13 protein-coding genes are annotated in these 13,451 nt (G+C 67.8%); 10 read left to right on the top strand and 3 right to left on the bottom strand.

Features of this window, described 5'->3' with window-relative positions; translation table 11 throughout:
• Positions 1-4: 4 nt before the first annotated feature.
• Positions 5-1,312, bottom strand: a complete 1,308-nt coding sequence (locus tag PQI66_RS07495) for a D-alanyl-D-alanine carboxypeptidase family protein (protein WP_339997183.1) — start codon at positions 1,310-1,312, stop codon at positions 5-7.
• Between the two features lie 72 nt (positions 1,313-1,384).
• Between PQI66_RS07495 and PQI66_RS07500 the strand changes: the two genes are divergently transcribed.
• Complete coding sequence (locus tag PQI66_RS07500) at positions 1,385-2,710, top strand: adenosine deaminase (RefSeq protein WP_339997184.1); 1,326 nt, start codon at positions 1,385-1,387, stop codon at positions 2,708-2,710.
• 5 nt (positions 2,711-2,715) lie between these two features.
• Here PQI66_RS07500 and PQI66_RS07505 read toward each other — a convergent pair whose 3' ends face one another.
• A complete protein-coding gene (locus tag PQI66_RS07505; protein ID WP_339997185.1) occupies positions 2,716-3,381 on the bottom strand; it encodes a LiaF domain-containing protein in 666 nt (221 codons plus the stop codon).
• A 31-nt stretch (positions 3,382-3,412) separates the two neighbouring features.
• Between PQI66_RS07505 and PQI66_RS07510 the strand changes: the two genes are divergently transcribed.
• From PQI66_RS07510 to PQI66_RS07550, 9 genes are all read left to right on the top strand, one after another.
• Positions 3,413-4,024 (top strand): CbrC family protein, encoded by a 612-nt coding sequence (locus PQI66_RS07510; RefSeq protein WP_339997186.1) that lies wholly within the window; start codon positions 3,413-3,415, stop codon positions 4,022-4,024.
• Between the two features lie 183 nt (positions 4,025-4,207).
• A complete protein-coding gene (locus tag PQI66_RS07515) occupies positions 4,208-5,209 on the top strand; it encodes a substrate-binding domain-containing protein (RefSeq protein ID WP_339997666.1) in 1,002 nt (333 codons plus the stop codon).
• A complete protein-coding gene (locus PQI66_RS07520) occupies positions 5,206-6,198 on the top strand; it encodes an ABC transporter permease (RefSeq protein WP_339997187.1) in 993 nt (330 codons plus the stop codon). The genes PQI66_RS07515 and PQI66_RS07520 overlap by 4 nt, the downstream gene beginning before the upstream one ends.
• Complete coding sequence (locus tag PQI66_RS07525) at positions 6,195-6,971, top strand: ATP-binding cassette domain-containing protein (RefSeq protein ID WP_339997189.1); 777 nt, start codon at positions 6,195-6,197, stop codon at positions 6,969-6,971. The genes PQI66_RS07520 and PQI66_RS07525 overlap by 4 nt, the downstream gene beginning before the upstream one ends.
• A gap of 13 nt (positions 6,972-6,984) precedes the next feature.
• Positions 6,985-7,701 carry a hypothetical protein gene (locus tag PQI66_RS07530; protein WP_339997190.1) on the top strand — a complete coding sequence of 239 codons (717 nt, stop codon included), beginning with the start codon at positions 6,985-6,987 and terminating at the stop codon, positions 7,699-7,701.
• Positions 7,702-7,750: 49 nt separating this feature from the next.
• The gene (locus PQI66_RS07535; RefSeq protein WP_339997191.1) at positions 7,751-8,449 is read left to right on the top strand and encodes a hypothetical protein; all 699 of its coding nucleotides are present in this window, start codon (positions 7,751-7,753) and stop codon (positions 8,447-8,449) included.
• Positions 8,446-9,957, top strand: a complete 1,512-nt coding sequence (locus tag PQI66_RS07540; RefSeq protein ID WP_339997192.1) for a serine/threonine-protein kinase — start codon at positions 8,446-8,448, stop codon at positions 9,955-9,957. Before PQI66_RS07535 ends, PQI66_RS07540 begins: the two co-directional genes overlap by 4 nt.
• A 202-nt stretch (positions 9,958-10,159) precedes the next feature.
• On the top strand, positions 10,160-11,167 hold the full coding sequence (locus PQI66_RS07545) for a hypothetical protein (RefSeq protein ID WP_339997193.1): 1,008 nt from the start codon (positions 10,160-10,162) through the stop codon (positions 11,165-11,167).
• An 8-nt stretch (positions 11,168-11,175) separates the two neighbouring features.
• Positions 11,176-11,790 carry a hypothetical protein gene (locus PQI66_RS07550; protein ID WP_339997194.1) on the top strand — a complete coding sequence of 205 codons (615 nt, stop codon included), beginning with the start codon at positions 11,176-11,178 and terminating at the stop codon, positions 11,788-11,790.
• A gap of 78 nt (positions 11,791-11,868) precedes the next feature.
• On the opposite strand, the gene PQI66_RS07555 is transcribed toward PQI66_RS07550, so the two are convergent.
• Positions 11,869-13,308: an HNH endonuclease signature motif containing protein gene (locus PQI66_RS07555; protein WP_339997195.1), complete on the bottom strand. Its 1,440-nt coding sequence runs from the start codon at positions 13,306-13,308 to the stop codon at positions 11,869-11,871.
• Between the last annotated feature and the right edge of the window lie 143 nt (positions 13,309-13,451).

Here is a 13,451-nt window from a genome sequence, read left to right on the forward strand (position 1 = left end):
CGATCTACCGCCGGCGGAAGCGTGCCGCTCCGACGGCGAGACCGACCAACAGCAGGACCGCGACGCCCGCACCCACGACGGCGCGCATGTCGATGCCGGAGGGGCCTGCCTCGTCAGCCTCGGCAGGGGCAGAATCCGGGGCGGGGACGTCAGACGGGGGAGCGGAGTCAGTGGTGTCGGTGTCTGCGGTGTCGAGCGTGCCGATGCTCGATCCTGCCGGTGTCGCGAATGCCGCGTCGAGGACGGCGCTGGCCTGCTCCGCGGGACGGCCTGCGGCGATCGTGGAGTTCAACAGCACCATGCCCAACGTCCGGCCGTCCCGCTCAGCGGCGACCGAGAACGTGTGCCGGGCGTTGTCGGTGAAGCCGGTCTTGCCGCCGACGGTGCCGGGATAGTTGAAGAGCATCTCATTGTCGCTGGAGAGCTCGAAGCCCTCCATGTCCCCGTAACCGGGGAAGTCCATCGTCTCCTCACCGAGAAGTTCCCGCACGTCCTCGCGCTGGAACGCCGCCCGGTAGATCAGCGCCATGTCGTAGGCGGTCGTCTGCACCCCGGGGCTGTCGAGCCCGTGTACGGTCACCACCCGGGTCGCCTGGGTGCCCAGCGAGTCCGCGAGGTCCTGCATACGCGTCACCGTCTCGTCCTGGCCTCCCATCGCCTCGGCAAGCGCGATGGCGGCGTCGTTACCCGACCGCATGACCAGGCCGAGCAACAGCTCGCGCGCGGTGTAACGGCCACCGGGGCCGACACCGACCTGTGACCCGTCGATCGCCACCGCCTCGTCGCTGACGGGGACGACATGGTCGAGGTCGAGCTCATCCAACGCGGTCATCAGCAGCAGCGCCTTGATGATGGAGGCCGGGCGGTAGAGACCGTAGGGGTCCTTCGCCGCCAGGACATCGCCCGAGTCGACGTCGTACACGAGGTAGCTTCCCAGGCTGAGCCGGTCGGGGACGTCCATGCCGGGCACCGACACCGGGGCACAGGTGTCGAGCGCTTCTCCACCCGGTCCGGGGTGGTCCACGGTGACAGGAGCCGGGGCGTCCTCACCGTCCGCCGGCAGGGCGTCCTCGTCGAATGCGGGGGGAAGCTCATCGGCGAACGGGCAGTCGTCGGTGTCGAGGAAAGGGTCGTCCGGCAGCGGCGCCCCCGGGTCGACGGTCAACGGGAGCCAGTCGTCCTTCTCGACGTTGTTGCGGCCGGTCTCTGCGTCAGCGGGGACGATGAGGGGGCCGGTGAGACTCATGGTCAACGTCGCGGCCAGGGTGGTGGCCACAAGCGCCCGGCGTCGGGGGAGAGTATGTGCAGTCATCAGTTGTCAGAGTCTATCGGTAGCGGGGTCCGGCACGGACAGGAACCGGGAGCAGCGGTATCGTGGTCCACCATGAGCGACAGTGAATTCAGCGAAGCCGAAGCCATCTCCACCGTCGACCCGGACGTCGTCCGGCGTCTGCCCAAGGTCGAGCTCCACGACCACCTCGACGGTGGGCTGCGACCACAGACCATCATCGACATCGCCGCGGAGACCGGGTACGAGGGCCTGCCGACGACCGATGCCGCGGAGCTGGAGAAGTGGTTCTTCGACGCCGCGAACTCCGGGGACCTGCCGACCTACCTCACCACCTTCGACCACACCACCGCCGTGATGCAGACCCGTGACTCCCTGGTGAGGGTGACCCGGGAAGCCGTCGAGGACCTCGCCGCCGACGGTGTGTGCTACGCCGAACTGCGCTACGCCCCGGAGCAGCACCAGGCCAAGGGGTTGGGTCTCCAGGACGTCGTCGAGGCGACCGTCCAGGGCGTCAAGGAGGGCGAGCGGATCGTCGCGGAACGTGGTGGACGCATCCACGTCCGACTGCTGCTCTGCGCGATGCGGCATGCCGACCGCGCTGCGGAGATCGCCCAGCTGATCGTCGACAACCACGGTGAGCACACCCCGGGCGAGGGCTACGTCGTCGGATTCGACATCGCCGGTGCCGAGGACGGCTTCCCCCCGTCGAACCATGTCGAGGCGTTCCGGATCCTGCGCGAGAACCTGGTGCCGGTCACCGTCCACGCCGGTGAGGCAGCCGGAGTGGAGTCCATCGCTGACGGTCTGCGGCAGGGTGCGGTGCGTATCGGCCACGGGGTCCGGATCTACGAAGACCTGGACGCCACCATGAACGGCATCGAGCTCGGGGAAGTCGCCAAGTTCGTCCGGGACCGGCGCATCCCCCTGGAGATCTGCCCGACCTCCAACACCCAGACCGGTGTGTGCGACTCTGTCGCCGACCACCCGTTCAACCTGCTCTACGAGCTGGGCTTCACCTGCACCGTGAACACGGACAACCGCCTGGTGTCGGGGTGCACGATGACCGGCGAGATGCTGGCGCTGGCGGAGAACTTCGACCTGGAGTACTGGCAGTTCCTGGAGCTGACCACGAACGCCCTGGACAACGCCTTCTGTGACCAGCCGCTGCGGGAGTCACTGGAGCGGGAGGTCATCTACCCGGCCTACGCCGAGCTCGGCGGGACGCTGGGCTCCGACGCGGGAGACTCGGAGGGGCTGGGCGAACTCCACGCCGAGCACGGCCACGTGCACGGTGCCGGCACGGAGGAAGTGCAGCTGTCGATGGAGAACCTGCGCGCCGAGCTGGCCGAGCTCGGGCTGAGTCTCGATGATGACGGGGACGAGGACTCCGAGGGTTCGGAAACTCCGGAGGACAAGTAGCCGGTCTAGCCGGACAACCAGTCCCACCAGCTCTTCTTCAGGGGGACGCCGGGTTCCGCGACGGTGATCTTCACGTCGCCGAACGTGGTGTGGCCGGTGAGGACGACGACGGGCGCACCGGGGCTGAGGCGGGGGCCCTGATCGGCCTTGACGTCGCCGAAGACCAGCGACATCCGGTTCTCCACCCGGATCCCCGGGGGGACCGTGATCTTCACGTCCCCGAATATCGAGGTGACGTTCAGCGTTGTCGCCGGTGCGGACAACGAGGCCTCGCGGAGGTCGAGATGGAGGTCCCCGAACAGCAGGAAGAAGCTCTCCTGTGCGGCCAGCTGCATGTCGCCGCCACGTCTGAGGTCGCCGAACCAGAGGTTCTGGGAGGGCGGACTGACCTGGGGGACTGTTGGAGGACGTGAGAACTCCGGCACCGGAGCCGCAGCCTTGGCCGCGAGTTCCTCGAGGTCCCGGCGCCCGTTGTTTCCCATGACGAGGGTCTCGAGCCGTTCGAACCGTGCCACGTCAGTGGTGGACCAGACCTCGTCACTGAGTTCGGAGAACTCCGTGAGGTCGATGCGACCCTGCCCGACGGCGAGTGTCAGGGCGTCACTGAGACGGTGGCGGCGGTCGTCAGGGATACGGTCGGGGAGGTGGGGGCCGTCGGGATTGAGGTCCATGGGGTTCAGGATAGCGCCTACCATTGAGGGCATGAGTTCTTTTCCACGGTTCACCTACTTCCCTGAACCGACTGAGTCCTTCCGGGAGACCAGCGAGGAATGTTCCTGCTGCGGACAGGTGAGAGGATGGGAATACAAGCGGAACGTCTACTGTATGGGCGAGAAGCCGAAGCACGTCTGTCCCTGGTGTATCGCTGACGGAAGCCTTTCCGAGAAGTATGCGGACGAGCGTGGTCGCAAAGCCCTTCTCATTGACACCGTGTATGAGATTGTCCGTGACACAGACGGGGTGATCACTGGAGTGCAGCCGGACTTCCTGCCGGGGTGTACCGTTCCGGCGGACCTGCAGGCTGAGGTCACCTACCTGACTCCGGCCTTCCTTACATGGCAGGATCCGCAATGGTTGGCATGTTGCGCTGTGCCTGCGCAGTACCTCGGTCAGCCGACCGGTAGTGAACTGGAGGAACGGGTGGGAGTTCAAGGCTTAGTAGATGTAGTGGAATGTCTGACTGCTACGTCGAATTGGGATCCGTCGACTGTGCAGGAACAGCTGATGTCCGTAGGGCAGGGGGCGCAAGAGAGCCTGTACCTATTTTCCTGCAAGAACTGCGGGCGGTATCTCGCCTACTCGGACATGGCATGAAGCCCTAGAGGGCGGGACAGCTTCTTGCTGATGTCTGCACTTGGGGCTCCTGATTTTCTGAGCTGACCGAGCTACCCGCAGGTAGACCCACCTGAACCGATCAACTGTATCGGTAAAGTCGCAGGTCAGCTGGTTTGACTTAACCGCTTCAGACGCATTGACTTGCGGTTTGTGACTTTCAAGATGCGCCTCCGTCCCGTCCTGACCGCCGCCGTGACAGCGGTCGGGCTGACCACCGCCCTCGCCGCCGCCGGCTGCTCCGCCACCGGCGGGGCACCCCGCGCCTCCGACGGGGACGGTGGCGGCGGCACGGTCGACACCCCGCGCTACGTGGTGTCGATGATCAGCCACGGCGCCCCCGGCGACACCTTCTGGGACCTCGTCCGTAAGGGGGCCGAGGACGCGGCCAGGAAGGACAACATCGAGCTGCGCTACAGCTCCGACCCGCAGGCGCCGAACCAGGCCAGCCTCGTGCAGTCCGCCATCGACTCCGACGTCGACGGCATCGCGGTCACCATGCCCAACGCCAACGCCATCGGCCCGGCAGCCCGGCGTGCCGTCGACGCCGACATCCCGGTCGTCGGTCTCAACGCCGGCATGGAGGACTACGAGGACTACGGACTCACCGGGTTCTTCGGCCAGGAGGAAGGCGTCGCCGGGGAGAAGGCCGGCGAACGTCTCCAGGAGGAAGGTGCGAAGAAGGCCCTCTGCGTGATCCACGAACAGGGCAACTCCTCCCAGGAGGCGCGGTGCGACGGCATCCGCCAGGGCCTCACCGGAGGCTCCGTGGAGATCCTCTACGTCAACGGCCAGGACCTCACCTCCGTCAAGTCGACCGTGCAGTCCAAGCTCGCCCAGGACAGCTCCATCGACTGGGTCATGGGCCTGGTCACCCCGGTCTCCCTCGTCGTCGCCGACGCCGCCGAATCCACCGGCTCGGACGTGAAGGTCGGCACCTTCGACACCAACGCCGAACTCGTCCCCGCCATCCAGAACGGGCGGATCAGCTTCGCCGTCGACCAGCAGCCCTACCTGCAGGGCTACATGGCCGTCGACGCACTCTGGCTCGCGAAACGCAACGGCACCACCGTCGGCGGCGGACGCCCGGTCTACACCGGCCCCAGCTTCGTCGACGAGAGCAACATCGACACCATCGCCGACGCCGCGAAGGAGGGCCTGCGATGAGATCCGCTGCACTGCTGCGGCGCCCGGAGTTCGCCAGCCTCGTCGGTGCGGTCGCGATCTTCGTCCTGTTCATGGTCGTCGCACCGAGCTTCCGTTCGATGGACGCCGTCGCGACCGTGCTCTACACCTCCTCGACCCTGGGCATCGTCGCCCTGGCCGTCGGCCTGCTGATGATCGGGGACGAGTTCGACCTGTCCACCGGCGTCGCGGTGACCACCACGGCCCTGGCCGCGACGATGATCGCCTACAACTTCCACCTGCAGACGTGGGTCGGCTCCCTGCTGGCCCTGGCCATCGCCCTGGCCATCGGGTTCTTCAACGGGTGGATGGTCACCCGCACGGGCATCCCCAGCTTCCTGATCACCCTGGCGACCTTCCTCATGCTCCAGGGGCTCAACCTGGCGGTCACCAAGCTGGTCAACGACCAGGTCGCCACCCCGGTGATCTCCGACATGCAGGGCTACGAGTTCTGCCGTCGCCTGTTCGCCGGCTCGTTGACGGTCTTCGGTGTCACGGTCCAGGTCACGGTGTTCTGGTGGATCCTCTTCGTCGCCGTCGCCAGCTGGGTGCTGTTCAAGACCCGCTTCGGCAACTGGATCTTCGCCGTCGGCGGGGACAAGGACGCCGCCCGGGCCGTCGGTGTGCCGGTGGACCGGGTGAAGATCATCCTGTTCATGACCGTCGCCGCCTCCTGCTGGTTCGTCGGTCAGCACAACCTGTACCAGTTCGACTCCATCCAGGCCGGCCAGGGTGTGGGCAACGAGTTCCTCTACATCATCGCCGCCGTCGTCGGTGGCTGTGCGATGACCGGCGGCAAGGGCACCGCCGTGGGAACCGCCATCGGTGCGCTGATCTTCGGCATGACGAACCAGGGCATCGTCTACGCCGGCTGGAACCCCGACTGGTTCAAGTTCTTCCTCGGCGGCGTCCTGTTGCTCGCCGTGCTGGCCAACAACTCCTTCTCGAAGTACTCGGAGGCCCGACAGTGACTACCCGCGAGACCACCCCCGTCATCGAGCTCCGCGGCATCGGCAAGACCTACGGTGCCTTCCGCGCACTCGACGACGTCAACCTCTCCGTCCAGGAGGGTCACGTCACCTGCGTCCTCGGCGACAACGGCGCCGGCAAGTCCACCCTGATCAAGACGCTGGCGGGCCTGCACCCCCCGACGGACGGCGAGATCCTCGTCGACGGCGAGCCTGTCACCTTCGCCAACCCGCGCGACGCCCTGAACCACGGTATCGCCACGGTCTACCAGGATCTCGCCGTGGTCGGGCAGATGCCCGTGTGGCGCAACTTCTTCCTCGGGCAGGAGATGACCGGACGGTTCGGCGTCCTGCGGGAAGCCGAGATGCGCGAGATCACCGCCGACCGCCTGCAGCGCATGGGCGTGGACCTGCAGGACGTCTCGGTACCGATCGCCTCGCTCTCGGGCGGGCAGCGTCAGGTCGTCGCCATCGCCCGCGCCGTCTACTTCGGTGCCCGCGTGCTGATCCTCGACGAGCCCACGGCGGCACTCGGCGTCAAGCAGTCCGGCATGGTGCTGCGCTTCATCGCCGCGGCCCGTGACGAGGGTATCGGTGTCATCCTGATCACCCACAACCCGCACCACGCACATCTGGTGGGGGACCATTTCGTCCTGCTCAACCTGGGACGCAGCGTGCTCGACGCCGCGCGGGACGACGTCACCCTCGAACAGCTCACCCTGGAGATGGCCGGAGGCGGAGAACTCGATTCTCTGGCGCACGAGCTCGAACGCTAGGAAGATGTCGGGTATGACGTTTCCCCGCCAGTCTCCGGGCCTGTTCCCCGGACAGGTCCTCATCGACGACCAGATCGGCCGCCGCGTCGCATTGAACCCGGGCCAGTCGCTCACGCTCGGGCGGGCGGCGGACTTCCCCCTGGGCCCGGACGACGAGTTCATGCACCGCATCTTCCTCCAGGTCTGGGACTCCGACGGGACCTGGATGATCACCAACCGGGGCGGGCGGCTCGCCGCCAGCATCCAACCGCGGGCGGAGAACTCCTTCAGCCAGAGCAGACTCGGCCCCGGTGCCAGCCTGCCGTTGCCGTTGGGGGAGTCGGCGGTGGTCTTCTCCACCTCGGTGACCACCTACGAACTCGACTTCACCGTCGCCGCGACCTCGCGTCCACCGACGGGCACCGTCGCCGGAGTCGTCCACAGCGCCCCGATGACCGTCGGCGAACTCATCTTCAACGAGGAACAGGTCGACCTTCTGCGCGCACTCGCCGCGCCACTGATCCGCAGGCCGGGGACCGACCTGTCCGAGGTGCCGACCGTGCGCGACCTCGAGCAGACCCTGGGCTGGTCGCAGAAGAAGGTCAACACCAAGATCGACTACCTCGCCAAGGCGCTGGAGAACAGCGGTGTGACGGGATTCTCGTCGCGCAACGGCAACGCACCCACCCGACGACTTGCCCTCGCCAGGTATGCTCAGGAAAACTACTGGTCCCTGAGGAAACAGGCATAGGGAGACAAGAACCGGCTGGATGTGGCCGGAGGTAGACGGAGGACTGCACGTGGGGAACAACGAGTGGGGCGCGCCGGGGCCGGCAGGCAACCCGTGGCGTCAGGAGGATCCGTCGCCGTCGAGGGCCGGCGGCCTCGCCACCGGGATCATCGTGGCCGTGGTCGCCGTCCTCATCGTCGTCGTCGGTCTCGTCGCTGCGGGGGTGTGGATGTGGAGTAGTCAGGACGACGGGGCCGAGTCCGGTGCCCCGATGTTCACGGCGGTGCCCGGGACTACCGTCACCAGTGAGGCAGCGTCGTCGGACGCACCTGCGTCGTCTGAGCCGTCCGGGTCGTCGCCCTCGCCGTCCGCGCCGTCCCCGTCCACCCCGACCGGGACATCCACCACGTCGCCGTCCCCGTCCGACGCGCCGTCCACCCTGACCAGCCAGGGATGGCGCGGAGTCAGCGCGGCGACGTGCAACGCGTCCGACCGCTGGGTGTTCGCCGGCACCAACGGTGACGACCACGCTGTGGTCTGCCGCGTCGGGGAACGCGGCGACCTGTACTACCGCGGCCACTACAACGACCGGGCCGCCGAGTACGACATCGACATGCAGCGCGTCGGACCCGGGAGGTGGGTCACGCGTTCCCTCGACAATGACGGTTCGCGCGTGGAGATCACCGGTTCCGGGGTCCGCGTCATCGACGGTGACGGTGACTCGGTCTCATCGCGCGACTTCACCTGGAGTTCCGAGGACGACCGGTGAGCGGCAGCACACGGCCGGACAGCCCTGACATTGCCGAGCTCGCGGCCGAGCTCGAGGCGCGCCGAAACCTCACGGACCTGACGCTGATCGGTCAGGGCGGCATGGGCCACGTCTACCGGGCCTACGACCGGGGACTGCACCGGTGGGTCGCGGTGAAGGCCATCCGTCCGGACGTCGTCGGCACCGGTGGGGAAGGGTACCGGCGCTTCCTCGCGGAGATGCGGACGCTCGCCACCATCCGACACACCTCCGTCGTCAACATCCACTACGCCGACACCGTGGCGTCCGACGGCACCGCCGCCTACTTCGTCATGGACTACGTCGACGGCGGCGATCTGGAGGACGCCCTCCGGGAACGGCGCCGGACGGGGCAGAAGTTCACCGTGGACGAGGTCGACCGTATCGTGCGCCCCGTCGCCGAGGCCCTCGACCACATCCACCACCGTAACCCCCCGGTGGTCCACCGTGACCTGAAGCCGGCGAACATCCTGCTGCCGCACGACCCCCACAGCGGGTCCGGGACCACCGCCGTGCTCACCGACTTCGGCATCAGCATCGCCGGCGACGACACCCGGGTCACGTCCACCGGCCTGGTCATCGGCACCGAGAAGTACATGGCACCGGAGATCTTCACCGTCGCCAGCACCTACGGTGCCCACCTCGTCGACTACAGTCCGGCGACCGACCGTTACGCCCTGGCGCTGATCGTCCTGGAGATGCTCACCCTCACCGCGTTCCGCGACACGATGTCGACGGCGGCGTGGCGGGGTGAACGCACACTCCCGCGACTCACGGCGGACGCGCTGGCGGGACAGGACGCGACCGTCGCACCACAGGTCGCCGCAGTCCTCCGCCGGGCACTGGACAACGACCCGTCCCGACGGTTCCCGTCCGCGGTGGCGTTCCTTGACGCCCTGCACGAGGCGTCCCGCGGCCGGGTCGGGGACACCCGGGAGGTTCCGGTGGCGTGGCAGACGGTGACGGCGCCGCCACCGGACACGCGTCGACGGAGGACACCCGTCGCTCTGCTCGCCGTCCTGGTCGTGCTCGGGGCCCTCGGCGCCCTCGGTGCGGTGGGGTTCGTCGGATACCGCCAGATCGCGACCCCGGCGTGGGACGCGCCCGACGCCAGGATCGTCAACGCGTTCCCCGACCTGCTGCCGTCGCGTCAGGGGCAGGAGGGATGGGAGGGGATGACCTGTGACGGTGCCGAGCCACACGGTGCGGAGACCGCCAGGGTCACCTGCCACAGCGACGCGTTGACTCTCGCTGTCGTCGACTTCGGGAGCGAGGACGCCCGGTCCGCCTACGTTCCCGCCGGCGGTCTCCAGCCGTTGGAGGCGGACGGCTGCCGAATCCGGGTGGCCGAGGCGACGGAGCCCGGCGGGGCGATGAGCGTCTTCCCCGACAGTGGCGACCGGACACGCTACGCCATGCTGCTGACCGGGCAGACGGTCGATGCCTCGGTCTCGGCCACTGACGTGGTGGGGACCATTCCCGTCTGCTGATCCCGTCCCGGTCCACCGGTAACAGGAGACCTCCGGGGCCGATGGATCCTGTACGGCCGGCCACGCCGGTGAGCACGCAGGTGTCCGGGCATCCGCCTGATGTATTAAGGTGCCCCTGAACGCTCCTCAATGCTTCAGCGCGGTTCCCGGGGCGTGTTTTCCCGGGAGCTTCTCCACAGAGACAAGGACGACAAGGACCCCCATGGCGAACTACGACCTCTACACCGAACTCCAGCTCGACAAGGACATGCCGCCGTACGAGATGGCGGAGGTTCTCGGATCCCGAGCCGCTGACCTGCGGAACCAGGGGTACAGTGATGATTCCCCGGAACTCGACCAGGTGGAGACGGCCCGTGCGATCCTGGGCGACCCCTACAAGCGCGACACCTACGAGGCCGCCCTCTACGGTCCGGAGGACGACGTGGTGAACATCCGGTGGCTGCATGACCTGGCAGACTCCCGGACGCCTGGTCCTCTCGGTGCCCGGCCCGGGGTCATGGGTGGCTCCCCGTCCTTTGAGGCCTCCCCGTCCTCTGCGACGCCGGACGCGGAGGGCGGGCTCGAGCAGCCGGAGCCTGCCGGGCCTTCCGCCGACGTGACTCGCGCGCAGAGGGTCGACGACACCTACGCGTCGTCGGACGACCTGGAGGCGACGCGGGTGAACGCCGCGGTTCCGGAGGTCGGTCTCCCGTACTCCGTGTCCCCCGGTGACCAGACTCCCGGTGAGCTGACGTCCGGCGACCACCTGACTTACGGCGACGTGGCGTCCGGTGGTCCGGGTGAGCCCGACCGCGTCGTTCCGGACGCTGGCGCAGGTGCCGACCCCACCACCGGCGACGGGTCCGTTCACCAGGCGCCGACGCAGAACGCCTGGCAGCAGCCCACCCAGTTCTCCCAGCCCCAGCATCAGCAGCAGGGGCCGCGGCAGGAGGGGCCTTCTGCTCAGCTGGACATGAGCACCTGGGGTGTCGGAGGCCGCAGCCGCAGCGAGTCGAAGGTCTACCTCGCGATTCTCGCTGTCATCGTGGTGGGGATGATCTACCCGCTCATCGTTCTGCTCACCGCTGACCCGAATGACATGGGCTCCGGACTCTCGGTGCTGAAGGCTACGCTGTTCACCCTCGCCCACGTGGCGGCCTGGGTCAGCATCAACGAGATTGTCTGGGGAGTGCGGAAGATCGTGGCGCCGGACAAGCCGACGGAGAAGTAGGCCGCGCCATGCCGAGACCACGGTATGTGCACGCTGTGGTGACTCATCCGCTGATCGCCGCGGTCATCACGGTGCTGCTCTCGCTCGCGACGCTCGTGGGCCTGGCACTGCCGTGGGCACGGGCGGTCGTCGGCGCCGGTTCAGCGGACACCGGCGATGCCGACATGATGTTCCGGATCTCCGGTTTCGGCGTTGTGACGAGGGCGTTCGGTGCCCCTGCCTTCCGGGAGAACTGGGTCGAGCCGACGGTTCTCTCGATCGCGGTGGTGCTGCTTTTCCTTGCTCTGGTGAGCGCAGTGCTCATCGCGTTCACTGCGCTCCGGCGTATCGCCGCGGTGGTCGTGGCCGCCACCGGTGCAGGGTTCGCTGCGTATGCGGTCTACGGCCTGATGAGCGGGATGGGGCTCGTGGACCGGGTGTTCGACCACGATGCGGAAGGCGTGGGGGAGCAGGGGGCCGCCCTCATCCGGTCGGTCCTCGACTCGATCGCCACGTCGACGGGCCCCGGGGTGTTCGTCGTGCTGGTGACCGGCATGCTGCTGTTCGTGTTCGGCGGATACGTCGCCGCCCGGTCCGGATACCCGTGGCTGCCGACCGCTGCCCGTGACGCTGCTGACCGGTAGCGGTGCCATCACCACCGGCCCTGACACCGTCACGGTGTCAGGGTGCTGCGTGATAGTCGTCGTGACGTACGGCAGCGGTCACGGTGGGGTGTCGGTTTCGCGGAACTGTCGCCGTCGGCCATCGCCCGGGTGACGCCGGGTCGTGGGGTGGTCGTTGTGGACGGGACGTCGTTTCGGGTCCACGGTGGAAGGCGGGATCCAGTGGACCCGGCGTCCGGTTCCCCGGGGTGCCGCGACGGTCCACCACCGGTCTGCCTGTCCACGGGAGTCGTCCACCTGGGCGTGCATGCCAGGGGAGACGAGGGTCAGGTTGTCGAGGTCCGTCGCACCTCCGTGGCTCCATCCGTCGATGTGGTGGACGTGGCAGTGTGCGGGAGCGGCGTCGGAGCCCGGGGCGGAACTGATGCCTTCCTCTCCGACGAGCGCGAGGTACTGGTCGAGGTTCGCGAGTCGCCGGGACCGTCCGAAATTCAGCGTGCGTCCCTCGACGTCGAGGATCTGCAGGTAGGTTTCCACGGTGGAGGCGTCGTTGAGCAGCGTCGTCGCGGGGACGTGCGTGCCGACGTCGGTCAGTGCGGTGCCTGTCCGGTTGACGAGTTGCTCGACCGGCATGACGGCGACGATGGTGGTCGCTCCGCGGCCCGGGGTCAGTGCACGGCCACGCCCGTAGCCGGCGTGGACTGCCGCGGCAAGCGCGTCGTGCCGACGCTGCTCGGGCGTACGGTCGTCGACGGTGGTGTTGGCGGCGCCGTCGGCGCCGTCGGTGTCTGCGATCAGGTCGCCGGTCCTGGCGTAGTCCGCCATCAGTCGTTGCATGGACGCGGCGAGTTCCGGTGTGAGTGTCCCCCGGACCGGTGTCATGCCGTCCGCGCCCTGTCTCCCGAGTGTGAAGGACCGCATGCGCTGGTGGTCTTTCTCGGTGTAGGGCTCATCCACGCCGACGAGGTCGAGCAGGAAGGTGCGCAGTGCGTCGAGGACGTCCGGCCCCTGCTTCCTGCCGAGGTCGGCGATCGGTCCGTCGGCCGCTCGGGTGACATCCGCCTGGACGTCGGCGGGGAGTGCACGGATCTGCCGGTCCGCTTTCTCCACCCCTTCGGCGTCAAGACCTCCTTCGGCAACCAGCGCGGTCACCTGCGGCATGTGGTCCGCGTGTGGTGCGGCGGGGTCCGCACTCCAGGGGTCAGGTCGTTCGGCGATACGGGACCAGGCGGCGATCCGGCTACGTGCGTCCCGCACGGTCGTGGTGAGGATCCTGCTGACGGCGCGTGCCTGTCGCTGTGTACCGACGGGAAGCGCGGCCTGGTGGCTCTGCAGGAACGCGGCATCCGCCACCGTCAGCTTCTTGCGGCTGCGCTCCATCTCCGCGACAGCCCGCAGCCTGTCCTGCTCCTCGAGGCGTGACCAGGTGTCCGGGCCGTGTGCGATGATGTCCTCCACGGCGGAGTCCAGCCGGGACAGTGCCTCCAGGAGGTCCGCTGTGGAACCGACCGGTGGCAGCGGTGGATGTTGCTGCGACATCGTCTCCCCCTCCCGGTGAACATGTGTTCTCGTAGTCCCGCCCTACATACATCATCTCCGCGATGTCGACGATACCGTTCGAATGTTTGTTCGTCAAGACATTTTCGGTGCCGTCACTAGTGCTCCCTGGGACGGGACATGAC

Origin of the sequence: Corynebacterium sp. USCH3 (genome assembly GCF_037619475.1) — a bacterium.
GTDB lineage: Bacteria > Actinomycetota > Actinomycetes > Mycobacteriales > Mycobacteriaceae > Corynebacterium.

What these genes read in the sequence shown, in the direction of transcription:
- PQI66_RS07495 (WP_339997183.1), bottom strand. Translation starts at nt 1,312, where the DNA reads ATGACTGCACATACTCTCCCCCGACGCCGGGCGCTTGTGGCCACCACC.
- PQI66_RS07500 (WP_339997184.1), top strand. Translation starts at nt 1,385, where the DNA reads ATGAGCGACAGTGAATTCAGCGAAGCCGAAGCCATCTCCACCGTCGAC.
- PQI66_RS07505 (WP_339997185.1), bottom strand. Translation starts at nt 3,381, where the DNA reads ATGGACCTCAATCCCGACGGCCCCCACCTCCCCGACCGTATCCCTGAC.
- PQI66_RS07510 (WP_339997186.1), top strand. Translation starts at nt 3,413, where the DNA reads ATGAGTTCTTTTCCACGGTTCACCTACTTCCCTGAACCGACTGAGTCC.
- PQI66_RS07515 (WP_339997666.1), top strand. Translation starts at nt 4,208, where the DNA reads ATGCGCCTCCGTCCCGTCCTGACCGCCGCCGTGACAGCGGTCGGGCTG.
- PQI66_RS07520 (WP_339997187.1), top strand. Translation starts at nt 5,206, where the DNA reads ATGAGATCCGCTGCACTGCTGCGGCGCCCGGAGTTCGCCAGCCTCGTC.
- PQI66_RS07530 (WP_339997190.1), top strand. Translation starts at nt 6,985, where the DNA reads ATGACGTTTCCCCGCCAGTCTCCGGGCCTGTTCCCCGGACAGGTCCTC.
- PQI66_RS07545 (WP_339997193.1), top strand. Translation starts at nt 10,160, where the DNA reads ATGGCGAACTACGACCTCTACACCGAACTCCAGCTCGACAAGGACATG.
- PQI66_RS07550 (WP_339997194.1), top strand. Translation starts at nt 11,176, where the DNA reads ATGCCGAGACCACGGTATGTGCACGCTGTGGTGACTCATCCGCTGATC.
- PQI66_RS07555 (WP_339997195.1), bottom strand. Translation starts at nt 13,308, where the DNA reads ATGTCGCAGCAACATCCACCGCTGCCACCGGTCGGTTCCACAGCGGAC.